Below are 24,365 nucleotides of genomic sequence, written 5' to 3' on the forward strand. Positions count from 1 at the left end.
CAGGACGAGTCATGGGTCAGCCGCTGGAGGCCACCGCCGCTGCGGCGAGGTGGACCAGCTCGACGAGCAGCTCGGCGAGCAGGGCGCCGCTGGTCACGCCCAGCAGCACCAGCAGGAGGACGGCGAGGACGGCGCCGGTCACCCGGTGCCTCTCGAGGAAGCCGACCGTGCCTCGCGGGGCGGACGTGACGCTCATTGCTGCTCCTCTCGACGGGCTCCTGGGCCCACGGTCGCGAGCGCCCGTCGCGCGGGCCACGGCCGGAGGCCACGAGCGCGAGGGACCAACGGCCCCTGGGTCGCGACGACGCGAGCGATGACTCACCTGTCAGACATCTGCTACGTTGCCTGTCAGACAGGTGCTCCCGCGATGCCGCGCCGCCCGACGCGCGCGACGTACCTGCCCTCCGACCGGAAGGCACCCGGACCCATGGCTGCAGTACCCGACGACCGCCCGCTCGACCTCCTCGTGAGCAACGCCCGGCTCGTGGACGGACGCGCCGTCGCGATCGGGGCCCGCGACGGGACCTGGGCGTTCGTCGACGAGGAGCACCCCGGCCGCGGCCACGACGCCCACGCCCGCATCGACGCCGAGGGACGGCTGGTCACCGAGACGTTCGTCAACGGGCACATGCACCTGGACAAGGTGTTCACCCTCGACCTGGCCGGCGAGGCCGCATTGCACGCCTACACGTCGGGGTCCATGGGCGAGGCGATGCTCTCGATCGTCGAGAGCGCCTCGGCGGTGAAGAAGCACTACGACCGCACCTGGATCATGCCGAACGTCCGTCGCGCCCTCGACCAGGCGGTGCTCAACGGCGTGCTCCACGTCCAGGCGTTCGTGGACGTCGACACGGCCGCCGGCCTCGAGGGCATGGAGTCGGTGCTCGCGGTGCGCGACGAGTACGCCGACCTGGTCGACCTGCAGGTGGTCGCCTTCCCGCAGGACGGCCTGCTGCGCGACCCCGGCGCGGCCGAGCTCTGCGAGGAGGCGCTCCGGCTCGGCGCCGACGTGGTCGGCGGAATCCCGTGGATCGAGGCCACCGACACCGACGCCCGCGCACACGTCGACTGGGCCTGCGGCCTGGCCCGGGGGCGCGGCAAGCGCGTGGCGATGCTGGTCGACGACGCCGGAGACCCGTCGCTGCGCACCACCCAGATGCTGGCGGAGTCGATGGTCGCCCACGGCCTGCACCGCCGCGGGGTCGCCTGCCACGGCCGGGCCATCGGGACGTATCCGACGCCGTCCGTGGTCCGCCTGGTCGAGCTCGCGCGCACGGCCGGCCTCGGCTTCGTCTCGGACCCGCACACCGGGCCGCTCCACCTCCCGGTGCGGCACTTCGTGGGGGCGGGACTGCCGGTCGCGCTCGGTCAGGACGACATCGAGGACGCGTACTACCCCTTCGGTCGTCACAACATGCTGGAGGTCGCGTTCCTGGCCGCGCACCTGCTGCAGTTCCTCGCGGCCGAGGACCAGCGGGTGCTGCTCGACCTGGTGACCCGGCGCGCCGCCGCCGTGCTCGGCATCCCCGGCCACGCGATCGAGACCGGGAACCCGGCCCACCTCTGCATCCACGACAGCGAACGCGTCGTCGACCTCCTCCGCGAGCACGCCCGGCCACGCTGGGTGGTCCGGGCCGGCCGGGTCGTCGCCGAGTCCGGGACCACCGGGAAGATCCTGCGGTGAGCACGCTCGACGAGCGGCTGCGCGAGGTGTGGGCGGACGCTGCCCGTCGGGGCGCCACCATGCCCAGCGAGCCGGCGCTGGCGGAGTCGCTGGCCACCAGCCGCCCGGCGGTCCGCGAGGCCCTCGTCCGGCTCGAGGAGCGCGGCTACATCCACCGCCGCAAGGGCGCGGGCACCACGGTCAACCCGTCGCTGCTGGACATCCCGGCGCGCTTCGACCGCCGGCTCGAGGCGGCCGAGCTGATCGCGGCCATGGGGCACACCCCGACCGTGGACGTGCTCGAGGCCGCCACCTCACCGATCACGATGGACGAGGCGCAGGCGCACGCGCTGGCCCCCGGCACCCTCGTCCTCCGGGTCACGAAGGTCTGGTCCGCGGACGGGGTGCCGGTGCTGCTGGCGCGCGACGCGGTCCCCGTCATCACCGGAGCCGACCCCGACGCGGTGGACCCGGCCGAGCCGATGGTGGACCTCGCCCAGACCCTGGCCGGCGAACGGGTCGAGTGGGAGGTGGTGTGGCCCGGCGCCGCGGCCCTCGACGACGCCGACGCCGCCGCCGTACGCCGTCCGGCCGGGGAGCCGGTGCTGGCCCTCGACGTCACGGGGGTCGCCCGGTCCGGGGCGGTCTGCTACTGGACCTCCGAGCTGCACGTCCGAGGCACGTTCCGCTACGCCATGGTGCGCCGGGCCGACTGGCGCTGACCGACCTCACTCGTCGTCGTACATCGCGGCCATCCGGCCGTCGGGGTCGAGCCGGGCGAGCAGGGCGTCGCCGATGGCGTGCAGCTGCCCGACCTGCTCCGGCGTCAGCGCGTCGACGACGTGCGCGCGCACGTTGTCGACGTGCCCGGGCGCCGCGTCGACGACCACCTCCCAGCCGCGGGACGTGAGCCGGGCATTGGTGGCCCGCCCGTCCTCGGGACTCGGGAACCGCTCGACGAGGCCGCGCTCCTCGAGCCGGCGTACGGCGTGCGAGAGCCGGGTGAGCGTGGCGTTCGTGTGCTGCGCCAGGAAGGTCATCCGCAGCGTGCGCTCGGGCGCCTCGGAGAGCATCGCCAGCACGAAGTACTCGTAGTGGCTCAGCCCCGAGTCCCGTCGGAGCTGCGAGTCCAGCACGCCGGGCAGCAGCTCGACCACGGCCACCAGCCGCACCCAGGCCGCGCGCTCTGCGGGATCCAGCCATCGCGTCATGGCCCCATCGTAGGGCATGACTTGAACGCTCAATCATTTCGGTGTACGGTATTGCTTGAAGCATCAACTAATCCCTCTGGAGCACCTCATGGCACACCTCAGCATCATCGGCACCGGCAACATGGGTCAGGCGATCGCCGCGCTGGCAGGCCGCGGCGGGCACGCGGTCCAGCTGCTCGGCAGCGACGACGCCGGCGTCCCGATCACCGGCGACATCGTGGTCCTCGCCGTCCCCTACCCGGCGGTCCGTACCGTCCTCGCCGAGCGCGGCGACGCGCTGGCCGGCAAGGTGGTCGTCGACATCACGAACCCGCTGGACTTCGAGACCTTCGACTCCCTCACCGTCGCCGCCGACGGCTCCGCCACCGAGGAGATCGCCGCCGCCCTGCCCGGGTCGCGCGTCCTCAAGGCCTTCAACACCAACTTCGCGAGCACCCTCGCCTCTGGCAGCCTCGGCGCGCTGACCACGACCGTCCTCATCGCGGGCGACGACACCGACGCCAAGGCCGACCTCGCCGCCGTGGTCGACTCCGGCGGCCTGCGCGCCCTCGACGCCGGCTCGCTGAAGCGCGCCCGCGAGCTGGAGGCCCTCGGCTTCCTGCAGATCACGCTCGCCGCCAACGAGAAGGTCTCCTGGACCGGCGGCCTCGGCGTCGTAGCCTGACCCCACCACCGAACCCGGAGTACGCCATGACCGTCCACGCCGTCCGCCTCAACCACGCCGTGCTCTTCGTCGCCGACCTCGAGCGCAGCGAGGCCTTCTACCGGCAGGCCTTCGGCATGACCGTCGTGGCCCGGGAGCCCCGGGCGAACGCGGCGTTCCTGCGCCTCCCCCGCTCCGGGAACCACCACGACCTCGGCCTGTTCGGCGTCGGCGACCAGCCGCCGCGGCCGCGCGGGAGCATCGGGCTCTACCACCTCGCCTGGCAGGTCGACACGATCGAGGAGCTCGAGGAAGCCCGGCAGACCCTGGTCGGGCTCGGTGCGTACGGCGGGGAGTCCAGCCACGGCGCGACCAAGAGCATCTACGCCCACGACCCCGACGGCAACGAGTTCGAGGTCATGTGGATGCTCCCCCGCGACAGCTGGGGCGAGTTCGCCGACGCGGCGCCGGTCGAGCGGCTGGACCTGCCCGGGGAGGTACGCCGCTGGGCGGGGGTCCGCACCGCGGCCGAGCTGGTGCCGCTCGATGCTGACCCGGAGCCCTGACGGTTCAGCTGCCCGGCGGGACGTCCAGCCGGACCAGTGAACCCTGGTCGCCGAAGTGCCGGGCGTCCACCACGCGCAGGTCGTTCCAGGCCGCCTCGCGGCGCACCACCTCGAGCCGCCCCGGCCCGACCCGCAGCAGCAGCGACCCACCGGGCAGCAGGTGGTGGCCGGCCACGTCGAGGCAGGCCATCGTCAGCTCGTCGGCGCCGGCGCACGGGGTCGGGTCGGCCAGCATCAGCGCGAACCGCTCGGCCGGGCTCAGCGCCTCGCACGGCGTGCCGCGGCGTACCTCGACCAGGCCGGCCAGTCCCGCGTCGTCCGCATTGGCCCGGGCGTAGCCGCAGGCCACCGGGCAGGCGTCCACCTGGACGATCGGTCGCTGGCCCAGCGCCACCGCCAGCAACCCGACCTGACCGGCTCCGCAGCAGGTCTCCAGCAGGTCGCCGTCGGTACTGCGCGCGACGATGTCGGCGGCCCAGCGGGACTGCTCGGCGAGCCACGGCTCAGGCCGCGGCACCCGGTCGTCGTACGCGATCGTCAGGTGGCCGAAGCCGCGGGTACGCCGCGTCACCGCACGCCCCGGCCAGGTCTCACCCGGGAGCGGGTTCGACGCGCCGATCCGGGTGTGCAGGTCCATGTCCACCGGTGCCCCGATCGAGCCCCGGCCACGCGTGCGCGGCCGACTGGTTCAGTCCGGCTGCCGTACGGCGCCCGGTGGCCGATCGTGCTTCGATACCGGGGTGCCGACCCTCACCCGAGGAGCCGCGACCATCGCCTGCACCGACACCGCGGCATCGACGGACAGGCCGGATGCGCCCACCGTCGTGCTCGGCCACGGGCTGCTGTTCAGCGGCTGGATGTTCCACCACCAGGTCGAGGGCGCTCCCGACCGACGCACCGCTGCGTCACGGTGGACCGGCGCGGCCTGGGTGGCTCCCCCGCCACCAGCGAGCGGCCAGGTCGTGCGGCGGGTTCAGGTCAGGAGGTCTTGCCGAACCACTTCTCGTAGATCTTGTCGTAACCGCCGTTGGCGCGGAGGTCGGCGAGCACGTCGTTGACGGTGCGGAGCAGGTCGACGTTGCCGTCCTTCTTGACCGCCATGCCGTACTGCTCACCGGTGTCGAACTCGGCCGCGACGGAGAGCCGGGAGTTGTTCGCGATCACGTCGCCGACCACGGTGTTGTCGTAGACGGCCGCGTCGACGGTGCCCTTCCGGAGTGCCTCGTCCATCGCCGCGGAGTCCGGGAGCGGCACGATGTCGGCGCTGTCCGGCGCGTTGTCGGTGACGTAGAGCTCGCCGGTGGTGCCGCCCTGGACGGCGACCTTCTGGCCGGCGAGGTCGGCGAGCGACTCGACGCTGGAGCCGCGCTCGACGACGAGTGCCTGGGAGGCGTTGAAGTACGGGCTGGAGAAGTCGAGCACCCGGGCACGTTCGCCGGTGATCGTCATCGCCGAGATCGCGATGTCGCACTTGCCGGCGTTGAGCGCCTCGCCGGACTGGATCGCGTCGAAGTCGGTGTCGAGGATGCGCGGCTCGAGGCTCAGGCGCTGCCCGACCTTGTCGACCAGGTCGATGTCGAAGCCCTTCGGCTCGCCCTTGTCCTCGTACTCGAACGGCTCGTAGGGCATGTCGGTGCACACCCGCAGCTGGCCCTTCTTGAGCACCTGCGGCTCGAACGAGGTCGCCCCGTCCTCGGCGTTGGCTGCACAGCCGGCGACGACGCCGGACAGCAGCACCGCGAGGCCGGCGGCACGGAGGGCGTGGGGGCGCGTACGGCGCGTGCGCGCCGGAGTCGTCTTCGTCATGTCAGTTCGCATTCACGGAGAGGGGCTGGATCAAGCGCTCGAGGGCGTACTCGGTCACCCGGACCAGGGCCTGCTTGACCGACGCCCGGTCGCGGGCGTCGACGCTGATGATCGGGACGTGCGGAGGCAGGGCGAGGGCGTTCGCCACCTCCTCCAGCGAGTAGCGCTGGGTGCCGTCGAACTCGTTGACCGCCACGATGAAGGGCAGCCCCTTGGACTCGAAGTAGTCCAGCGGCGAGAACGAGTCGTCGAGGCGGTTGGTGTCCACCAGCACGATCGCGCCGATCGCGCCGAGGCACAGGTCGTCCCACATGAACCAGAACCGGCGCTGGCCCGGGGTGCCGAACAGGTAGAGGACGAGGTCCTCGGCCAGCGTGAGCCGGCCGAAGTCCATGGCCACGGTCGTGGTGGCCTTGGTGGGGACGGCGTCGAGGTCGTCGACGCCCTCGGACTCGTTGGTGACCAGCGCCTCCGTGCGCAGCGGCACGATCTCCGACACCGATCCCACGAGGGTCGTCTTGCCCACGCCGAAGCCACCGGCGACGACGATCTTCGTCGACGCCGCCCTGCGCGTGGCGCTAGTAGGTGCGTAGTCCACGGAGAGTCCTTTCGATGAGGTCGATCCGCTCGTCCTTGGACGAGCTCTCGGTGATGGTGGCCTCCACGTGGACGATGCCCTGCTCGACCAGGTCGCCCAGGAGCACCCGGACGACGCCGATCGGCATGGACACCAGCGCGGAGACCTCCGCCACGGACCGCGCGTCGCAGGTGGCGAGCACCCGCAGCGCGGCAGGGTTCAGGTCGGGGTGGAAGCCGCCCGGACGACGCCTGAGGGTCGCCTCCATGGGGAGGTCGACCTTCGACCGCGTCCGGCCGGCCGTGATCGTGTACGGGCGGACGTAGCGTGCCGGGGCGACGTAGTCGTGGTTGTCGAACAGGTCACCGGGGTCCACGACCGTCCTCCGTCAGGCTCCGGTGAAGGCGACGCGGGCGCTGGCCTGGACGGTGCGCCCGACCCGGTCCACCAGCAGCGCCATCTCGTAGCCGACCTGGCCGATGTCCGCCGCCTCCTGGGTCAGCACGGCGAGGTTGGAGCCGTCGCCGACGCTCATCAGCATGAGGTAGCCCTGCTCCATCTCGACCACCGTCTGCAGCACCGAGCCGCCGTCGAAGAGCCGGGCCGCGCCGACCGCGAGGCTGGCCAGCCCCGAGGAGACGGCCGCCACCTGCTCGGCGCGCTCCGAGGGGATGCTGGAGCTCGCGGCCATCAGGAGACCGTCGGCCGACACCAGGATGGCGTGGGCGGCGTCCGCGACCTCGTCGACGAACCGGGTGACCAGCCAGTCGAGGTCACGCTCGTCACCGCCGGGGGCGGCGTACCCGTCGTATCCGTTCATGCTGGGCCTGCTTCCGTGTGGGGGTGGGGACTGGATGCTGCGGCGGAGCGGCCGCGGGACACGCCGGCGGCGTGGGCGGCGAGACGCTTGCGGATGGCCTCCGGGTCGCGGGCGACCGCGGCGACCGGCTTGGTGACGCCACCGGGGACCAGCTTGGTCCCGGGCCGGCGGATCGGCAGGCCGGAGGCGCTGACCTCGACCTCGACGGGCGCCTCGGCGACGACGTCGGCCCGGTCCCAGCCCGCCTCGACCTCGGAGGAGCTCCACGGGAGGTCGCTCCCGTTGGTGCTCAGCCAGGCCGACTGCATGGACTTGAAGATCGGGGTGTCGAAGTCCTCCTCGAGCTCAACCACCGTGCTGCCGTCGAGCGCGTCCGCGCCGCCCAGCCGGGCCGGCTGCACGAACGGTGCCGGCTGACGCACCGGCAGTCCGCCGGTCGGGGCCGGGGCCGCGGCGGCCTCGGAGACCACCTCCGCCGGAACCTCGGGTGCGGCCACGGGGTCCGGTGCGGTGGGTGCCCGGAACGGGATCACCTCGGCCGGGCGGTCCGCGGAGACCGGCGCGCTGACCGGCTCGTCCTCGTCGACGTCCTCGTCCTCGTCGACGTCCTCGTCGACGTCCTCGTACTCATCCGCGTCGTCGTACTCGTCGTCGGCGTTGTCGTACTCGTCGGCGTCGTCGGCATCGTCGTACTCGTCGTACTCGTCGTACTCGTCGGCGTCGTCGGTCACCGGCTCGAGGTCGTCGGCGTCCCGGCCGTCCTCGTCGGACTCGCCCTCGACCACCTCGACGTCGTCCGCGAGCTCGACGCCGGCGCCGGGCTCGGCGTCGTGCTCGTCGTCCGTCGCGGCGAGGTCCGCCTCGAACGCCTCGAACTCGTCGTCGAGCCCGGCCAGGTCGTCGGCACCGTCACGGTCGCCCGCCGGAGCCTTCGCGGAGTAGGGCGCCAGGGCCGCCGCCAGGTCGAAGGCCGGCTTGTCGTCCGCGGGCGCCTCGGGGGCCGAGGCCTCGGGGAGGTCGGGAACCGGTGCCACCGGGGGCACCGCCGTAGCCGCGGGCAGGGTCGGCGGGCCGGCCGGGGACACCGGCCGGTCGAACGACGTCCCGGGCTGCCGGCGCGGCAGCCCGAGCGCTCCGTTGATGCGGTCGGCGATGCTGTCCACGTCCTCGGACTCCACCGGCTTGACCGCGGTGGGGGTGGTCCGGTCCGGCTCGGGGTCGGTCGCCTCGCCCACCACCGCGAGGCGCGGCGCGGGCGGCGCGGCCGGGCCGCTCATGTCCGGGAGGATCTCGCTGGGCAGGAACACCGTGGCGGTGGTGCCCTTGTCCTCGTTGCGTCGCAGCACCACGGAGATGCCGTGCCGCTTCGCGAGCCGGCTGACCACGAACAGGCCCATGCGGCGGGCGGTGTCGGGCGTGACGTCGCCACCGGAACGGAGGTTCTGGTTGATGTCGGCGAGGCCGCGCTCGGGAATGCCGAGGCCCTGGTCGGTGATCTCGACGGTGACACCGTCGCGACCGGTGATCGAGCTCAGCACGACGCTGCTGTTCGGCGGCGAGTAGGAGAGCGCGTTGTCGACGAGCTCGGTGAGCAGGTGGACGACGTCCGCCGCGGCGGCGCTGCTCATCCGGGCCGCGCTGGTCGCACCGACCCGCACCCGCTGGTAGTCCTGCACGCCCGCGGTCGCCGCCTGGAGGGCGTCGGCCACGGTCAGGTCCTCTTGGCCGATGGCCGGGGCCGGGGCGTCGGCGAGGATCAGCAGGCTGTCCGCCGTACGGCGCATCCGGGAGGCGAGGTGGTCGAGCCGGAAGAGGCTCTCGAGCCGCTTGGGGTCCTCCTCGTCCTTCTCGAGCGCCTCGATCAGGCCGAGCTGCTGGTTGATCAGCGAGGTGTTGCGGCGCGACAGCGTCACGAACATCTCACCGACCTGGGACCGCAGCCGGGCCTCGCCGGAGGCGAGCAGCACGGCCTGGCGGTGCATGTCGTCGACCGCGCGGGCCATCTGGCCCATCTCCTCGCGGGTGGTGACGTCGATCGGCTGGATCTCGCCGGGGTCCTCGCCCGCGCGGATCTTGGCCACCGCCTCGGGCAGCTGTACGTGGGCCACCGCGAGCGCGCCCTCGCGCACCTTGCGGATCGGGCCCAGCAGCAGGCGGGAGACCAGGAACGCCAGGATCAGCGCGGCGAGCAGGGCGGCCACGGTGACGGTCGCGTTGGCGATCGCGCGCGCCCGCGCGTCGGTCGCCGAGCTGGCCAGCTGGTCGTCGATGCCGTCCATCAGCGTGGTGATGAGCTCGTCGTACTGGGTGAACGCCTTGGCCCCGCCCAGGTCGGAGCCACCGGTGCGGATCTCGCGCGAGCGCTGGGCGTTCTCGGTGCGCAGCTTGGCGACTGCGGGCTCCGAGGCGCCGAGCGCACCGGCGAGGCGGTCGATGGCCGCGCCCTCGACGCCGAGCTCGGAGAACAGCTCCAGCGAGCCGGTCTCACCCGTGCGGTCGGTGGCGACCAGGGCCTGCTGCATGGCCAGGGAGAACCGGCCACCGAGGGTCTGTGCGAGCTGCTCGAGCCGGGGCTCGGGCTCGATCTGGGCGTTGGTGATGGTCGTGATGAGCTGGGTGACGCCGGACTGGAGCTGGCGCAGCTGGGCGACCCAGGTGCCGGGGCTCAGGGTGTCGGTCCGCTCGTCGCGGAGCGCGCGGCTCAGGTCCAGGACGACGTCGACCTGGTGGGCCTGCTCGGCGGTCAGGTTCGCACCGTCACGGGCCTCGTCCAGCCGCGTGGCGGCCGACTTCAGCTCCTTCACGGCGGCGTCGAGCGCGGCCTGGTCCTTGCCGGAGCCCGACTGGGCGGCGACCATGGCGCGCTCGGCGACGGTGAGGTAGTCGACGGCGGGCCGCAGGACGGTCACCTGGTCGGCGCTGGCGGAGTAGTTGTTGGCCTCGGCGAGGTCGCTGCGCACACGCAGGCCGCCCAGGGTGGCGGCCAGCAGCAGCGGCACCATCAGGGCGAGGGCGAGCTTCCGACGCAGGGGCCACTCGGAGACGTTCCGCAGACCCCTGCGGCCTTCGCGGGAGGAGTTTTTCGCGCTCATGGTTCTCCTGGGAACACGAGCCTGGCCGGCCGGGACCGAGCCAATTGGATAGAAGTGGATCCCAATCTAGGGACGCCCGGCCCCGTGTGTGGTGCTTTTGTGACAATTGGTGCCGGTGGAGACTGCCCGGACCGGACCGGCCCCCGGGCCGACCGCGGTCCGACCCGGACGCGGCGGCCCGGCAGGATGTCCCCATGAGCACCCCACCGAGCCCGTCCCTCCCCCTCGTCGGCCGGGTCGCGATCGTGACGGGGGTCAGCCGCCGCCAGGGCATCGGGTACGCCGTCGCGCGCCGCCTGGCCGGGCTCGGCGCGAGCCTGCTGGTGCAGCACCACCGGGCTCACGACCTCGACCAGCCCTGGGGCGGCGACGACCTGGACGCCGTGACGAGCGGGCTCCGGGACGAGCTGGTCGGGGTCGCCCGGCTGGTCGACGTCGCGGCCGACCTCGCCGACCCGCAGGCCGCCGAGGACGTGGTCGCGCGCGGCGTCGAGGCGTACGGCCACGTCGACGTGCTGGTGTGCAACCACGCCCGCTCCGGCGGCGACGGCGACCTGATGGCGATCGACGCCACGACCCTCGACGGGCACTGGCAGGTCAACGCCCGCTCCACGCTGCTGCTCACGAAGAGCTTCGCCGAGCAGCACGACGGGCGCGCCGGCGGCCGGGTCGTGTGGATGACGTCGGGCCAGCAGCTGGGGCCGATGCGCGGCGAGGTCGCGTACGCCGCCTCCAAGGCCGCCCTGGCCGGGCTGGTCCCGACGGTCGCCGACGAGCTGGTCGAGCGCGGCATCGTGCTCAATGCGGTCAACCCGGGTCCGGTCAACACCGGCTACCTCGACCTCGACACCGCCGACCGCAGCGAGGAGACCCTCGCCAAGGTCCTGGCCTCCTTTCCGCTCGGTCGGTTCGGGGAGCCCGACGACCCGGCCCGCCTGATCGCCTGGCTGGCCACCGACGAGTCGCGCTGGGTGGTCGGGCAGGTGCTCAACACCGAGGGCGGCTTCCGGCGGTGGTGAGTCTCACCCCGACTCCGATTCCGACACCGGCACGGTGAGCACCGCCGCCCCGTGCACCCGGTCGCCGGCCAGGTCGGCGAGGGCGTCGCGGGCGTGCTCGAAGGGGTACGTCGTCACGGTCGGGCGTACGCCGAGGCGCGCGGCCACGCGCAGGAACTCCTCACCGTCGGCGCGGGTGTTGGAGGTGACGCTGGTCAGCGTCCTCTCCCGGAACAGGTGCCGCTGGTAGTCCAGCGACGGGATGTCGCTGAGGTGGATGCCCGCCAGCGCCAGGGTCCCCTGCTGGTCGAGCGCGGCCAGGGCGTGCGGCACGATCTCGCCGGCGGGCGCGAACACGATCGCGGCGTCGAGCGGGACCGGCGGCGGGTCGACCGTGCCGCCGGCGGAGGCCGCGCCGAGCTCGAGGGCCAGCGCCCGCGCGTCGGCGTCCCGGGTCAGCACGTGCACCTCGGCCCCCTGGGCGATGGCGACCTGCGCGGTCAGGTGCGCACTGGCCCCGAAGCCGTAGATCCCCAGCCGGCCCCCGGGCGGCAGGTGCGCCCGGCGCAGCGACCGGTAGCCGATGATCCCGGCACACAGCAGCGGGGCGAGCGCGGTGTCGTCCGGGCCGTCGGGCAGCAGGTAGGCGTAGGCGGCCGGGACGACGGCGTACTCGGCGTACCCTCCGTCCGCGTCCCAGCCGGTGTAGCGGGAGTCCCGGCAGAGGTTCTCGTCGCCGTGCCGGCACCACCGGCAGGCTCCGCAGGTCTCCCGCAGCCAGGCGATCCCGCAGCGGTCCCCCACCGCGATCCCGCGCGCGCCGGGCCCGAGCGCCACCGCGACGCCGACCACCTCGTGCCCGGGCACCACCGGGGAGCGGTGCACCGGCAGGTCGCCGTCAGTGACGTGCAGGTCGGTGCGGCACACCCCGCACACGGTGACCCGCACCAGGACCTCGCCGGGCCCCGGCACGGGGACCGGGACCTCCTCGAGGCGCAGGGCGGCGTGCCCGTCGCCGTCGCTGCGCCAGGCCCGCATCGTGTCCGGGACGTCCATGGCGACCGCCTCCTGCCGGTGGCCCCGGCTGGACTGCCGAGGTCTGCACCGCCCATGGTCCTCCCGACCGGCGACGTTCGGCCCGGGCGGCACCGCGGTCCCGGGGAAAGACTGGGAGCGAGCGACGAAGGAGATGAGCACGATGACGGGAACGCCCACCGCGAGCACCTGGTGGGTCGAGGTCTTCCTCGGCGAGATCGACGGTGTCTCGACCGCGTCCGCCCGGCTGCACACCCGTGACCGGACCGGTCTCAGTGCCAAGGGCACCGCAAAGCTCAGCCCGCGCGACGACGACGTCCCGGAGATCGGGTACGAGCTCGCGACGGCCCGGGCCCTGATGAACCTGGCGCACCAGCTCATGTCGTCGGCCGCGGACGACATCAGCGGCCTGACCCACGAGGACGTGACCGCGGACGACCTCGAGCACGTCCACGAGGCGGGCCCCGCACGCACCGACGACCCCGGCTGGCCCTCGGTCGGCTAGCCGGACCGGCCGACCGCTGCCCGGTCGGCCCCCGGGCGGCCGGCGACGGCGCCGACACGCTCGCGCCGCCGCTGGCTCCCTCGCCACAGCTCGTCCGCGCCCCACACCAGCACCGGCAGCGGCAGCAGGGCTGCCACCTGCCAGGCCTCGGGGCGCGCCGTACCGAACACCACCTGCAGCGGCGGCAGCGTGACCACCGCGGCCGCGAAGACCAGCTCGAAGAGGATCCCCCAGAGCAGCAGCCGGTTCGTGGCGAACCCGATCGTGGCCAGCGACGCGCGGGTGGTCCGGGCGGCGATCGCGGTGCCGACCTGGCAGGCAACGATGCCGAGGAACGTCATCGTGGTGGCCTGCCGCCACACCTCGTGCATCGCCCCGGACCCGACGTCCGCGCCCGGCGACCACCCGCCGGCGAGCAGGGTCGCGAAGAACAGCGCGGTCACCAGCACCGCGGAGACGCCGCCCAGCAGCCCCCAGGCCCTCGCGAGCATCGGCCCGTCGATGACGCCCGCGCTGCGGTCCCGGGGCGGCCGCTCCATGAGGCCGGGCTCGGCCGGCTCGCGTCCCAGCGCCAGCGCGGGCAGGGTCTCGGTGCCGAGGTCGATGGCCAGGATCTGCATGACCGTGAGCGGTAGCGGTACGGCGCCACCCGCGAACGCGTAGACCAGGAACGGCACGACCTCCGGCGTCGCGTGGGCGAAGATGTAGACGATGAACTTCCGCACGTTGTCGTAGACCCGCCGGCCCTCCGAGACCGCGCTCACCACGGTGGCGAAGTTGTCGTCGGTGAGCACCATGGTCGCTGCCTCGCGGGCCACGTCGGTCCCGCTCAGCCCCATCGCGACCCCGATGTCGGCACGCCGCAGGGCCGGCGCGTCGTTCACGCCGTCCCCGGTCATGGCCACCACGTGGCCCTGCTCCTGCAGGGCGTCGGCGATCCGCATCTTGGCCTCCGGCGAGCTGCGCGCGAACACGATCTCGCCCTCGGCCTCGAGCAGCGCGTCGAGCTCCTGCTCCGGCATGGCGTCGAGCTGGTGGCCGCCGACCACCCGGAGGCCGCCCGCCCCGATCCCGACCTGCTCGGCGACCCGCCGGGCGGTGAGCTCGTGGTCGCCGGTGACGACGAGCAGGCGGATGCCGGCGTCGTGGCAGCGGGCGACGGCGGCCGGCACCTCCGGCCGGGGCGGGTCGACCATGCCGACCAGCCCGACCAGGGCGAGGTCCCGCTCGGTCTCCGCGCGCTCCCCCGGCCCGGTCACCGACCCGACGGGCCGGTCGGCAACCGCCAGCACCCGCAGGCCGTCCGCCGCCCACCGCCGGACCAGCGCGTCGAGGTCGGTGCGGTCGCGGCCGGTCATCGGCGCATCCGTCCCGTCCGCCGCGGCGACCCGGGTGCACAGCGGCAGCAGCTCCTCGGGCGCGCCTTTGGTGTGCAGCACCAGCCGGTCGCCGCTGCGGTCCAGGGTCGACATCCGGCGCAGCGTCGGGTCGAAGTGGAACTGGGTGACGCGCTGCCAGGATTGCTCCGGCGGGCCGAGCGCCGTCGCCAGCCGGACCAGGGCGAGCTCGGTCGGGTCGCCCACCCAGGCGTCCTGGTCGTCGGGGTGGTCCGGGTCGACGGACACGTTGTGGCAGCACGACATCGCGGTGGCCAGCCGGCCACCGGGCAGCGCCGGCGGCGACCCCGCGTCGTACTCGCTGCCGCCGGTCCAGAGCCGCATCCCCCGCATCCTGTTCAGCGTGAGCGTGCCGGTCTTGTCGGTGCAGATGACGCTGGTGGACCCGAGGGTCTCCACCGCCGACAGCCGCTTGACCAGCGCCCCCTCGCGCGCGAGCAGCCGTACGCCGACCGCGAGGGCCAGCGTGATCGTCGGCAGCAGACCCTCGGGCACGTTGGCGACGAGGAGCCCGATCGCGAAGCTCAGCGTGTCCGCGAGGGACAGGCCGGTCAGCAGCGTGCCAACGACCAGGAAGCCCGCGCCCATCGCGACGGCGACGACTGCGATCAGCCGGGCCACGTGCAGCACCTGCACCTCGAGCGGGCTGGGCACGTGCTCCACGCGTTGCGAGAGGGCCGCGATCCGGCCCAGCTCGGTACGCATGCCGGTGGCGAACACGACCGCCCGGCACTCTCCCGCGGTGCAGCTGGTGCCGGTGAACAGCAGGTCGGTCGCCTCGAGCAGGGGGACGTCGGAGGCGCCGCCGGGCGCGCGCCGTACCGGCAGTGACTCGCCGTTCAGCGCCGACAGGTCGACCTCGACCGAGCCGGACAGCAGGCGCGTGTCCGCGGACACCCGGTCACCCTCCCCGACCACGATCACGTCGCCGGGCACCAGCTCGCGGGCCTCGACCCGGACCGGCCGGCCGTCACGGAGGACGGTCGCGTGCGGCGGGAGGTACTCCGAGAGCGCCTCGACCGCCCGCTCGGCGTGCCGCTCCTGGAAGAACGCGAACAGTGCGTTGAGCAGGATCACCGCCACGATCGCCACTGCGAGCGGAGGCGTCCCGGCGACCCAGGCGAGGACCGCCGCGAGCCAGAGCAGCAGGGCCAGCGGGTGCACCAGCTGCGCGACCAGCTGCGACCACCACGGTGGCCCGGGGGTGCGCACCAGCTCGTTGGGGCCCGCGATGACCAGGCGACGCGCTGCCTCGCGTCCGGTGAGGCCCTCGGGTCGGGTCCGCAGGTCACGCAGGAGGCGGGTGAGCTCCTCCTCCGGGTCGACCGGACCGGCCCCGGGCTCCGGCGGCGGTACGACGTGCGGCTGGCTCATCCGGCCGGCTCGCCGCTACCGGTCCTCCCGGTGCCGCGACCGCGGCCCGGTCTGGTCGAACACGAAGTCCGGCAGCCGGCCCCCGTCCCGCTCGGCGAGCTCGTCGAGGATCTGTGCCCGGAGCTCGACCACGAGCAGCCGCTCGCGGGCGTTGCGGGCCTGGGCCAGCTGGGCGGACGACGAGCGCCACTGCAGCCGCAGCGCCTCGTCGGGCGAGGCGAGCGCCGCCTCCTCGACCTCCTCCGGGACCGCCGTCCGGCGCTGCACCAGCCGGAGGACCGGTCCGGTCACGAACGGAGCGGTGGCGACGACCAGCACCAGGACGGTGAACGCGACCGCCGGCCCGAACAGCTCGACGACACCGTCGATGAGCACCGGAGCGGCGACGAGGGTCGCACCGCCGGTGACGGCGTAATGGGACGACGGGAGCTCGCGCCCGACGATGAAGCCGATCAGTCCGCCGACCACGAGGAGGGTGAGCAGGGTGGCGATGCCCTGGGCGGGCCCGAGCGAGGCCAGGGTGCCGACGGAGCCGGCGGCCACCGCGACCCCGAAGAAGGTCCACCACAGTCGCCGCAGCATCGAGGCCTCCTCGGTTCGGGATCACCTCCATGCAACGCCTGCACCGCCGCCCCGCACAGGGCCATTGGTCGCAGGCCGGATGGGTCGTCCGGGCCCCGGGGTCACCCCGGGCGCACCGGCTCACTCGGCGACGGCGAGCTCCCCCAGCTCCGACCAGTCGGTCCCCGGCACCGAGAAGTTCACGATCCGCGGGGTCTCCGCCAGGTGCGGCGGCAGCTCCTCCCGGGCTGCCTTGAAGTGGGCGGACTGCACGTGCGCGGCGCCGGCGTCGTCGTCGCGGAACGCCTCGACCAGGACGTACTCGTGCGGGTCGTCGAGGCTGCGCGACCAGTCGAACCAGAGGCAGCCCTCCTCGGCCCGCGTCGCCTCGGTGAACGACCGCGAGATCTCGGGCCAGGCGTCGGCGTGCTCGGGCTTGATGCGGAACTTGGCGGTGATGAAGATCAACCGGACCTCCTGGGCATGGGTGCGCTGGGCCGGTCCCAGCCGTCCGGCGAGCCTACGTCGGTGCTCCGCTCACTTGAGGGGGGCGCCCGCCCGCTCCAGCCGGAGCTCCTCGTCCGGGGTGCCGAGCAGTCGGGTCGGGACCACCTCGACCGGGCAGGTCGCCTCGCGCAGCAGCGCGCGGGCGGTGCTGCCGAGGTGCCGGACCCCGCTGTCCGCGTGCCGGCCGACCAGCAGCAGGTCGACGTCCTTCGACGCCTCGCGGAGGGCGTGCGCCGGCTGGTCGTGGACCACGCTCACGTCGACCTCTACCTCGGGGTTGTCCGCCCGCAGACCCGCGATCTGGGACTCGATCCGCTCCCGCGCGGCCGCGTGCCACTCGTCCTCGTGGGTCCGCCGGACGATCATGTCGTCGTAGCAGCCGGGCAGCTTCCAGGCGTGCAGGATCGTGAGGTCGGCATCCCGGGCCGCGGCGACCACGAACGCGTGCGGCAGCAGATCCGCCTCGTGCGCCACGTCCTGGTAGCCCACAACGATCCGCTCCCGGCGGCCCTCCTCGCGGGTCCAGTCCTCCGGCACCGAGATGACCGGGCAGGGCGCGTGCGCGGCGACCTCGAGCGTGATCGCCCCGGTGAACACCCGCTCCCAGCCCGGGGTCGACTCGTGGCCGACCACGATCAGCCGCGCGGCTCCGGCGGCCTCGACTATCTCGCGCGCCGTCGGGCCCGAGCGCAGCTCCGTCCTGACCACCGCGTGCGGGTCGGCCTCGGAGGCGACCTGCACGGCCTCGACCAGGATCGACCGACCGACCGCGTGCAGGTCGTCCGGGATCAGCGGCAGCATCGGGACGACCGGGACATAGCTGGGCAGCACGTGCACGACGTGCACGCCGGTGCCCGTGCGCCTCGCCTGCGCCACGGCGTACCGCACGGCTGCCGAGCCGGCCGCGCTGCCGTCGGTGGCGACGACGACACCGGCGTTCCCTCCGGCCTGTGCTCCAGCGGAGGTGCTCATGGTGACTCCTCTCGTCGGGCGCGCGCTCCCGCGCCCCAGGGCTCACCTCCATGCAACGCCCGCCCGGCCCCCCGCCGTAGGGCCGATGGACTCCCGCGCCCGGGCCCTCCGCCCGCATGTCGGCCCGGAGGGGTGGTTTCGAGACGGGCTCGTCCCTCGCCCTCCTCAACCACCGATCCCCGCTGGTTGAGGGCGAGCGCCAGCCACCGCTGGTTGAGGAGCGAGCGCCAGCCACCGCGGGTTGAGGAGCGAGCGCCAGCGAGCGTCTCGAAACCAAGGACCCCGCATGTCGCAGGGAGCTACTGGAGGTAGTTCTCGACCTCGGGGGCGGGACGTACGGCGGCCGCATCGGGGTCCTCGCCGTACTCGCGGCGGGCCTGGCGCTGGCGCAGCAGGTCCCAGCACTGGTCGAGCCGGGTCTCGAGCTCCTGGCGCCGCCGGCGGCGTTCCTCGGGGAGCTCGTCGTCGCCGGCGAGGGAGTGCTCCTCGTCCACGAGCGCGGCGATGCGGGCCAGGATGTCGTCGTCGTCCATCGCTCCATCATGCGCGCCACACCCGGCGGGCACCAGCGGCGGTGGGGGCGGGGAGGCGGGGACCAACGTCCCGCGACCGCCCGTCGTACGACCCTCCTGCCGACGCCCCCTCGCGGAGAGGCTGGAGCGTACCGAGGCTCCCGAGGAGGACGAGATGAGCCGGATGGAGCAGTACCTGACCAGCTTCTCGCACGGGCCAGGGTGGTGGACCGTGGCCATCGCGATCGCCGCGCTGGCGACCTTCGCGCTCATGGGGACCTTCCTGGTCGCCGCGAGCCGGGCCTACGACCGTGTCCCGCCGCTCGACCGTACGACGGACCTTCCGGCCGACCGTGCGCAGGACGAGTCCGCCGTCGCCGCGGCGGACCACCCCCACCTCCCCCACGCCGCAGCCTGAGCCGACGCTGCACCGGGCAGCTCGCCCCACCCCGGGCGGGGTGATGCGGCACCACCCGCGGCCTCCTGACCATGCGAGACGGGAGCGCACACCGCGGGAGGCACGCATGAGCGACCAGCAGCAGGACGTGGGCACGAGCTCCGAGCTGCCCTACGAGCACTCCAGGAAGGGCGCCTGGGCGGACTTCGCCGGAACCTTCGCCGGCGTGATGCTGATCATCACGTCCTGCTTCGGGATCCTCCAGGGCCTCGCCGCGGTCGGCAACGACAAGCTCTACCCCGAGGTGGCCGACTACCTCTACGAGTTCGACCTGAGCGCCTGGGGCTGGATCCACACCGTGCTCGGCCTCCTCGGGATCTTCGTCGGCGTGGGCATCCTGATGCGCCGCGGGTGGGGCCAGATCACCGGCGTGATGGTCGCGGGCCTCTCGATGGTCGCCAACTTCGCGTTCATCCCGTACTACCCGTTCTGGGCGATGACGATCATCGCGATCGACGCGCTCATCGTCTGGGCGCTGTGCACGCAGTACGCGAACAGGGCGTGACCGCGGGGCCCGGTCGGCAGCGACTTACCCCGTGCAGGGTGGTGCGGGCCTACCCGCGTGATCCCCACGATGGGGTCAGCCGCCCGAGCGGGCGGCCCGACGTCGGTGGCGCAGGCGCCCCGACCTGGCTGGGAGGTTCATCGTGATCACTGCGTGGGAGATCGACCTGAGCGGCACGTTCTTCAGCGTGCTCTGGTTCTTCCTGTTCTTCATCTGGATCTGGCTGCTCATCACCATCTTCGCGGACATCTTCCGCAGCGACGACCTGTCGGGATGGGGCAAGGCACTCTGGACGATCTTCGTGGTCTTCCTGCCCTACCTCGGTGTCTTCGTCTACCTGATCGCCCGCGGCAGCAAGATGGGCGAGCACGCCGTCCGGGACGCGCAGCGCCAGGAGGCACAGATGCGGAACTACGTGCAGAGCGTGGCCGGCTCGGGGACCAGCACCGCGGACGAGATCGCCCGGCTCGCGGACCTGCAGGCCCAGGGCCACATCACGCCCGAGGAGTTCCAGGCGGCCAAGGCGAAGCTGCTGTCCTGAGTCGACGCGAGCCTCGGACGAGGGGACCCCATGGAGCAGCAGCCCGACCTCGACCTCGTCGAGTACGTCGTCATCACGCTGCCCGACCTCTCCTCGACCGAGGCCGTCGCGCAGGCGCTGCGCGAGCTGGTCGAGTCCTCGCACATCCGGATCCTCGACCTGGTCGGCCTGGTGACCGGGGCGGACGGGCGCTACGAGACCGTCGAACCCGAGCAGCTGGCCGGGCTCGCGGCACTGCACGGCGTCGAGGGCGAGGTCGGCGGGCTGCTCAGCGACGACGACCTCGCCCTTGCCTGCCAGGCACTGCCACCGGAGACGTCGGCCCTGATCGTGGTCGCCGAGGACCGGTGGGCGCAGCTGCTCGCGGACGCCGCCCGGGCCGGCGGTGGCCGGATCGTCGGCGGCGAGCGGATCCCGCGGCACCGGCTGGAGCGGTCCCGACGGCCGCAGGAGGGCCCCTGACGGGAGGAGTGGACATGCATCGTGTCGCCTGGTCGCGCCGCGGCCATGTGGGCGTGCTGCGGAGGCGGCCGACCCTGGACACCACGGCCGACCCGTCGTCCACCGCGGCCGGCGTACGGCGCGTGGACCAGGTGCGTGCGCTGGTCGACCTCTACGACCGGGGACTGCTGTCCGAGGAGGAGCTCGAGCGGCAGCAGGCCCAGGTGTTCCGGGACCCGGGGGCCTGAGCGCCTACCCGCGACCCAGCAGCCGCAGCTGTCGCGCGGTCTCGACGGCCTCGGCCCGGCCGTTCACGCCGAGCTTGCGGTAGATCACGCGCAGGTGGAACTTCAGCGTGTTCTGCGAGACGAACAGCTCGGAGGCGATCTCGCGCAACGTCAGCCGGCTCGGCAGCAGGCGGAGCACGTCGCGCTCCCGGTCGGTGAGCGGCTCGACCAGCGCCACCGCGGGGGCGCCGCCGGCCGCTGCCGGCACCAGTGCCCGGCGTACCCGGTCCATCCAGGCGTGCGGTACCCGCCAGGCGGCGAGCTCCACGAGCTCCACGACCGCCCGTCCCTCCACCGCGACCGTCCGCAGCATGCCGTGCTCGGCGGCGAGCTCGACCGCCGACGAGACCGCCTTGAGCGCGGCGTCGTGGTCGTCGGCGGCGAGCGCCTGCGCCGTGAGCAGCCCGGCCACCACCCGCTGCCGTGGCGAGCGGGCCACCGCCGCGCCCAGCCGCTCGAGCGCCTCGGCGGACCGGCCGGACGCGAGGTCCACCCGGGCCGCGGAGCAGGGTCCCCAGAACGGGTCGTCGACCCGCTCTGCCCAGTGGCCGGCGGCGTCCGCGTCGTCCTGGGCCAGCGCCAGGCGCACGCCGGTCCGGGCCAGCCATCCAGCTCCCCCGGCCCCGTCCAGCTCGCGGCGGCAGAGCTCCTCGGCCGCCTCGAACGCCCCGACCGCCGCCAGCAGGTCCCCGGCGTCGAGGTGCATCCCGACCAGCTCGAGCCGGGCCAGGACCTGCACGTGGGACAGCGGGTACGACGGCACGGCTGCGAGCGCCTCGAGCCCCGCCCGCCCCCGTTCGTCGTCGCCGAGCTCCACCGACGAGAGGGCCTCGGCCAGGGCGACCTCGGTGCGCAGACCCGGTGTCTCGACCGCGTCGGCGGCCCGTCGAGCTCCGGCGGCCACCCGGAACGCCACGAGCGGCTCCCCGGCCAGGGCGAGGGCGACCGCCCGCGTCCCCTCGAAGGCCGTCCGGCGGGCGGTGTCGTGGGCCAGCCCGACCCGCGCCTCGGCGACCTCGCCGGACCGGTCGTCCCAGCGCTCGTCCAGCGCCAGCCCCTCGGCGACCACCGCCCACCCGAGGGACGTGAACGGGTCCCGAGCGGTGGTCTCGCCCAGCGTGGCCCGGGCCCGGCGCGCCGCCTGCGGCCAGTCGCCGCCGGACAGGTCCGCGACCGACTGCAGCAACGCCACCTGCGGGTCCCCGGGCCGGCAGGCGACCGCGGCGGCCGCGACGGCGTCGTCCAGGCTCGGCCGGTCCGTCAGCAGCTGGCACCAGGCGTACCGCACCTGCGCCTCCGGGTCGTCTCCCGCGACCCCGGCCGGGATGCGGTGCAACGCCCCGACCAGTCCGGGACCGCGCCGGCCGTCGGCCCGGACCGCGACCACGGCGAGCACGCGGAGCGCCTCGGCCGGACGTCCGGCCCGGAGCCAGTGCTCGATCGCGGCGCGCTCGTCGCCGACACCCTCGAACCACCGCGCGGCCCGGGCATGCTGCTCGAGGAGGTCCTGGGGGCGGCGGCGGGACAGCTCGGCCCGCAGCATCTCCCGCACCAGGGCGTGCACCTCGAACCAGCCGCCGGCATCCAGGCTGGTCACGAAGAGCCCGCGCGACTCCGCCTCGTCGAGCACGTCCCCGGCATCCGTCCGGCCCGACAGCGCCTCTGCCAGGCCGTAGCTCACCCGGTCGACCACCGACGTCGCGAGCAGCAGCTCGATCACCTCGGGGCTCTCGGCCTGGAGCACCTCGTGCCACACGTAGTCGTCCACCAGCCGCCGCGAGCCCGTCACGGCGCCGTCGGGACGGCTTCCGGTCAGCTCGCCCGTCCGCTGGGACCTGATCGCCAGCACGGCGAGCTGCAGCGCTGCCGCCCAGCCCTGCGTCCACGCGGCGATGGCGGCGAGGTCGATCTCTTCCGGGTCGGGGCAGACCCTGCTGAGCATCTCCACCGCCTCGTCGGGCGAGAACGTCAGGGCCTCGACGTGCAGGTCGGCCAGCGTCCCGCTCGCTCGCATCCGGAAGACCGGGAGGGGCGGGCGGCACCGGCTCAGCAGCAGCAGGTGCAGCCAGGCCGGCTGGTGGGCGACGAAGAACTCCAGGCCGGCGCGCACGCCGCCGTCGACATCGAGCCGGTGCAGGTCGTCGACGACGAGCACCGCCGGTGCCGCGTCCGCGGCATCCAGGTCGTCGACCAGCGCGCGCACGCCGTCCTCCCACCCCTGGGAGCGGCGGAGCAGGCCGAGTGCACGGTCGGGGACCCCCGGGGCGAGCTCGTCGAGCGCGGTCATCACGGCGGTCCAGAACCGGACCGGTTCGGAGTCGGACTCGTCGAGGGAGAGCCACGCACCCCGACGGCCGGTGTGCCGCACCCAGTCGGCGGCCAGCGCGGTCTTGCCGGCTCCGGCGAGCGCGACCACCGCGGTCACGGGGTACGCCGCGAGGTCGTCGAGGAGCCCGACGAGGCGGGGTCGCCGCACGAAGTGCTCGGGCGCCACCGGGACCCGGAACTTGGCGCGGAAGAAGGGGGTGTCGAGGCGCCCACGCTGGACCAGCGGTGGCGTGTCGGCGGTGCGTGTCATGTGACCTTCCAGCCATCGGCCCTCGACCGATGCGCGTGCCACACCGGCCGAGGCCGGCACCAACGGCCTCAGGGGTCACGGTAGCCGACCCGGGCGGCACCCGGGCAGGGTCCAACGGCACTAGTCCGAGGTCCGCTGCCCGGGCCACGGTCGACTGGTCACCCGGCGAGCAGCTTGGCCTTCTGTGCCTCGAACTCCGCGTCCGTGAGCACCCCGCTGTCGCGCAGCTGACCCAGCTTCTGGAGCTGCTCGATCATGTCATCGGTGCCGGAGTCGACCGGCGCCGCGGCGGGCGGGGGCGGCGGGGGCGGCTGCTGGTACTGCTGTTGCTGCTGTGCGTACTGCTGCTGCTGGTACTGCTCGTGCTCGTACTGCTGCTGGTCCTGGGCGGCCCACCGCCCGGCCTGCCTGCGCGACACGCGGTTCGACACCGCGGTCGCGGTCCCGGCGACCACTGCGGTCCTGGCCATGCCACCGATCAGTCCCATTGCTGTTCCCTTCCGTGCTGTCGGGTTCGTCCGGTCAGGCGTCCGCGCCGGACTCGAGCTGCTCGAGAAGCTCGATGACGTCGTTGGCGGGGATGCGGCCGCTGGACACGACCTCGGCCCCGGCCTTGCGCATGGCCGCCACGAACGGCCCGGCCCACGTGTTCTCGTAGAGGATCAGGGCCACTCCGTTCCCGGGCTCGATGAGCCCGGCGCTCTGGCTGAGGTCGTCGTCGTCCAGCAGCCCGGACTGCACCCCCTGGAAGACGGCCAGGTCCAGCGTCCCGTCCCCGTCGAAGTCAGCGATCTCCATCGCGGTCACGGTGCCGTCGGTGTCGACCTTGGCCGCGCGCAGGTCGAGCACGCGGATGATGCCGCGGTCGACGAGGTCGAGCAGCGCTGCCAGTCCCTCGCCGGTGAGCTTCGCACCCGGGAACTCGATCGCCAGGTAGTCGATCGGTCCCACAAGCAGCTCGGTCATGTGTGCCTCCCAGAGCCTCGTTTTCGTACGTCGACCTCGACCGTGGCACGGGGCCGGGTGGTTGGCATCCACCCCGGCACGGGTGGGCTTCCACCCGAAGCGGGTGAGGCGCGGCCACCCGTCCCGGTCGCACGATCCGAACTGATACGGACGAGACGGGAGACCGGACGATGGCGACCGACGACACCACGGCCACCGAAGCGCGGCCGGGCGGTTCCGCGGCGGGCCGACCCGCCGCCGAGGTCGCCCGCGACCTCGGAGTGGAGCCGGAGCAGGGACTGAGTGCGGACGAGGCGGCTCGCCGGCTGGCCGAGCACGGCCCGAACCAGCTGGCCGGGGGGAAGAAGGAGT

Annotated in this window: 29 protein-coding genes; 12 read left to right on the plus strand and 17 right to left on the minus strand. The window is 73.6% G+C overall.

Translation table 11 applies throughout. The features are described from left to right. Nucleotides 1-16: 16 nt before the first annotated feature. Complete coding sequence (locus EKO23_RS17325) at nt 17-196, minus strand: hypothetical protein (protein WP_134719379.1); 180 nt, start codon at nt 194-196, stop codon at nt 17-19. A 231-nt stretch (nt 197-427) separates the two neighbouring features. Between EKO23_RS17325 and EKO23_RS17330 the strand changes: the two genes are divergently transcribed. Together EKO23_RS17330 and EKO23_RS17335 are read left to right on the plus strand one after the other, a co-directional pair. Further along, on the plus strand, nt 428-1,684 hold the full coding sequence (locus EKO23_RS17330) for an amidohydrolase family protein (protein WP_134719380.1): 1,257 nt from the start codon (nt 428-430) through the stop codon (nt 1,682-1,684). Beyond that, complete coding sequence (locus tag EKO23_RS17335) at nt 1,681-2,385, plus strand: GntR family transcriptional regulator (protein ID WP_134719381.1); 705 nt, start codon at nt 1,681-1,683, stop codon at nt 2,383-2,385. Before EKO23_RS17330 ends, EKO23_RS17335 begins: the two co-directional genes overlap by 4 nt. Nucleotides 2,386-2,391: 6 nt before the next feature. Here the strand turns inward: EKO23_RS17335 and EKO23_RS17340 are convergent, their stop codons facing one another. Continuing rightward, entirely contained in the window at nt 2,392-2,874 is a 483-nt protein-coding gene (locus EKO23_RS17340; RefSeq protein ID WP_134719382.1) for a MarR family winged helix-turn-helix transcriptional regulator, read from the minus strand. An 88-nt stretch (nt 2,875-2,962) separates the two neighbouring features. On the opposite strand from EKO23_RS17340, the gene EKO23_RS17345 reads away from it, so the two are divergent. Together EKO23_RS17345 and EKO23_RS17350 are read left to right on the plus strand one after the other, a co-directional pair. Next, the gene (locus tag EKO23_RS17345; RefSeq protein WP_134719383.1) at nt 2,963-3,538 is read left to right on the plus strand and encodes an NADPH-dependent F420 reductase; all 576 of its coding nucleotides are present in this window, start codon (nt 2,963-2,965) and stop codon (nt 3,536-3,538) included. A 26-nt stretch (nt 3,539-3,564) separates the two neighbouring features. Beyond that, complete coding sequence (locus tag EKO23_RS17350) at nt 3,565-4,083, plus strand: VOC family protein (RefSeq protein WP_134719384.1); 519 nt, start codon at nt 3,565-3,567, stop codon at nt 4,081-4,083. A gap of 4 nt (nt 4,084-4,087) precedes the next feature. Here EKO23_RS17350 and EKO23_RS17355 read toward each other — a convergent pair whose 3' ends face one another. The 6 genes from EKO23_RS17355 to EKO23_RS17380 form a co-directional block, all read right to left on the minus strand. After that, nucleotides 4,088-4,720, minus strand: coding sequence for a class I SAM-dependent methyltransferase (locus tag EKO23_RS17355; RefSeq protein WP_217702673.1), 633 nt, complete (start codon nt 4,718-4,720; stop codon nt 4,088-4,090). Nucleotides 4,721-5,061: 341 nt separating this feature from the next. Further along, the gene (locus tag EKO23_RS17360; protein ID WP_167880531.1) at nt 5,062-5,889 is read right to left on the minus strand and encodes an ABC transporter substrate-binding protein; all 828 of its coding nucleotides are present in this window, start codon (nt 5,887-5,889) and stop codon (nt 5,062-5,064) included. Nucleotide 5,890: 1 nt separating this feature from the next. Next, nucleotides 5,891-6,487, minus strand: a complete 597-nt coding sequence (locus EKO23_RS17365) for a GTP-binding protein (RefSeq protein ID WP_134719386.1) — start codon at nt 6,485-6,487, stop codon at nt 5,891-5,893. Next, nucleotides 6,468-6,842, minus strand: coding sequence for a DUF742 domain-containing protein (locus EKO23_RS17370; RefSeq protein ID WP_217702674.1), 375 nt, complete (start codon nt 6,840-6,842; stop codon nt 6,468-6,470). The genes EKO23_RS17365 and EKO23_RS17370 overlap by 20 nt, the downstream gene beginning before the upstream one ends. A gap of 12 nt (nt 6,843-6,854) precedes the next feature. Then, complete coding sequence (locus EKO23_RS17375) at nt 6,855-7,286, minus strand: roadblock/LC7 domain-containing protein (protein ID WP_134719387.1); 432 nt, start codon at nt 7,284-7,286, stop codon at nt 6,855-6,857. After that, a complete protein-coding gene (locus EKO23_RS17380; protein ID WP_134719388.1) occupies nt 7,283-10,378 on the minus strand; it encodes a sensor histidine kinase in 3,096 nt (1,031 codons plus the stop codon). The genes EKO23_RS17375 and EKO23_RS17380 overlap by 4 nt, the downstream gene beginning before the upstream one ends. Before the next feature lie 194 nt (nt 10,379-10,572). Between EKO23_RS17380 and EKO23_RS17385 the strand changes: the two genes are divergently transcribed. Next, on the plus strand, nt 10,573-11,397 hold the full coding sequence (locus EKO23_RS17385) for an SDR family oxidoreductase (protein ID WP_134719389.1): 825 nt from the start codon (nt 10,573-10,575) through the stop codon (nt 11,395-11,397). Nucleotides 11,398-11,400: 3 nt separating this feature from the next. Here EKO23_RS17385 and EKO23_RS17390 read toward each other — a convergent pair whose 3' ends face one another. Further along, entirely contained in the window at nt 11,401-12,432 is a 1,032-nt protein-coding gene (locus EKO23_RS17390) for a zinc-dependent alcohol dehydrogenase family protein (RefSeq protein WP_246051152.1), read from the minus strand. A gap of 142 nt (nt 12,433-12,574) precedes the next feature. On the opposite strand from EKO23_RS17390, the gene EKO23_RS17395 reads away from it, so the two are divergent. Further along, nucleotides 12,575-12,916, plus strand: coding sequence for a DUF1876 domain-containing protein (locus EKO23_RS17395; RefSeq protein WP_134719411.1), 342 nt, complete (start codon nt 12,575-12,577; stop codon nt 12,914-12,916). Here EKO23_RS17395 and EKO23_RS17400 read toward each other — a convergent pair. The 5 genes from EKO23_RS17400 to EKO23_RS17420 form a co-directional block, all read right to left on the minus strand. Beyond that, entirely contained in the window at nt 12,913-15,687 is a 2,775-nt protein-coding gene (locus EKO23_RS17400; protein WP_134719390.1) for a cation-translocating P-type ATPase, read from the minus strand. The genes EKO23_RS17395 and EKO23_RS17400 overlap by 4 nt on opposite strands. A 15-nt stretch (nt 15,688-15,702) precedes the next feature. Then, nucleotides 15,703-16,269 carry a hypothetical protein gene (locus tag EKO23_RS17405; protein ID WP_134719391.1) on the minus strand — a complete coding sequence of 189 codons (567 nt, stop codon included), beginning with the start codon at nt 16,267-16,269 and terminating at the stop codon, nt 15,703-15,705. 120 nt (nt 16,270-16,389) lie between these two features. Further along, entirely contained in the window at nt 16,390-16,716 is a 327-nt protein-coding gene (locus EKO23_RS17410; RefSeq protein WP_134719392.1) for a putative quinol monooxygenase, read from the minus strand. Nucleotides 16,717-16,785: 69 nt separating this feature from the next. Continuing rightward, nucleotides 16,786-17,727, minus strand: a complete 942-nt coding sequence (locus tag EKO23_RS17415) for a universal stress protein (protein ID WP_134719393.1) — start codon at nt 17,725-17,727, stop codon at nt 16,786-16,788. 299 nt (nt 17,728-18,026) lie between these two features. Continuing rightward, nucleotides 18,027-18,260, minus strand: a complete 234-nt coding sequence (locus tag EKO23_RS17420; RefSeq protein ID WP_134719394.1) for a DUF2630 family protein — start codon at nt 18,258-18,260, stop codon at nt 18,027-18,029. Between the two features lie 154 nt (nt 18,261-18,414). Here EKO23_RS17420 and EKO23_RS17425 point away from each other — a divergent pair, with 154 nt between their 5' ends. The 5 genes from EKO23_RS17425 to EKO23_RS17445 all read left to right on the plus strand — a co-directional run bounded on the left by EKO23_RS17425 (nt 18,415) and on the right by EKO23_RS17445 (nt 20,431). Further along, nucleotides 18,415-18,657: a hypothetical protein gene (locus EKO23_RS17425; protein ID WP_134719395.1), complete on the plus strand. Its 243-nt coding sequence runs from the start codon at nt 18,415-18,417 to the stop codon at nt 18,655-18,657. A 106-nt stretch (nt 18,658-18,763) separates the two neighbouring features. Continuing rightward, on the plus strand, nt 18,764-19,201 hold the full coding sequence (locus EKO23_RS17430) for a DUF7144 family membrane protein (protein WP_134719396.1): 438 nt from the start codon (nt 18,764-18,766) through the stop codon (nt 19,199-19,201). A 142-nt stretch (nt 19,202-19,343) separates the two neighbouring features. Further along, nucleotides 19,344-19,742, plus strand: a complete 399-nt coding sequence (locus tag EKO23_RS17435; RefSeq protein ID WP_134719397.1) for an SHOCT domain-containing protein — start codon at nt 19,344-19,346, stop codon at nt 19,740-19,742. Between the two features lie 30 nt (nt 19,743-19,772). Beyond that, a complete protein-coding gene (locus EKO23_RS17440; protein ID WP_134719398.1) occupies nt 19,773-20,204 on the plus strand; it encodes a DUF6325 family protein in 432 nt (143 codons plus the stop codon). A gap of 14 nt (nt 20,205-20,218) precedes the next feature. Then, the gene (locus tag EKO23_RS17445) at nt 20,219-20,431 is read left to right on the plus strand and encodes an SHOCT domain-containing protein (protein ID WP_134719399.1); all 213 of its coding nucleotides are present in this window, start codon (nt 20,219-20,221) and stop codon (nt 20,429-20,431) included. Between the two features lie 4 nt (nt 20,432-20,435). Here EKO23_RS17445 and EKO23_RS26250 read toward each other — a convergent pair whose 3' ends face one another. From EKO23_RS26250 to EKO23_RS17460, 3 genes are all read right to left on the minus strand, one after another. Then, a complete protein-coding gene (locus EKO23_RS26250; RefSeq protein WP_246051153.1) occupies nt 20,436-23,048 on the minus strand; it encodes a winged helix-turn-helix domain-containing protein in 2,613 nt (870 codons plus the stop codon). 158 nt (nt 23,049-23,206) lie between these two features. Then, nucleotides 23,207-23,518 (minus strand): SHOCT domain-containing protein, encoded by a 312-nt coding sequence (locus EKO23_RS17455; RefSeq protein WP_246051154.1) that lies wholly within the window; start codon nt 23,516-23,518, stop codon nt 23,207-23,209. A 52-nt stretch (nt 23,519-23,570) separates the two neighbouring features. Beyond that, entirely contained in the window at nt 23,571-24,014 is a 444-nt protein-coding gene (locus EKO23_RS17460) for a DUF6325 family protein (RefSeq protein WP_175582711.1), read from the minus strand. A 170-nt stretch (nt 24,015-24,184) separates the two neighbouring features. Between EKO23_RS17460 and EKO23_RS17465 the strand changes: the two genes are divergently transcribed. Then, nucleotides 24,185-24,365: cation-transporting P-type ATPase (locus tag EKO23_RS17465; RefSeq protein WP_134719401.1), on the plus strand; the 181-nt coding region annotated here is incomplete at its 3' end.

It is taken from the genome of Nocardioides guangzhouensis (genome assembly GCF_004519545.1).
Taxonomy (GTDB): Bacteria; Actinomycetota; Actinomycetes; order Propionibacteriales; family Nocardioidaceae; genus Nocardioides; species Nocardioides guangzhouensis.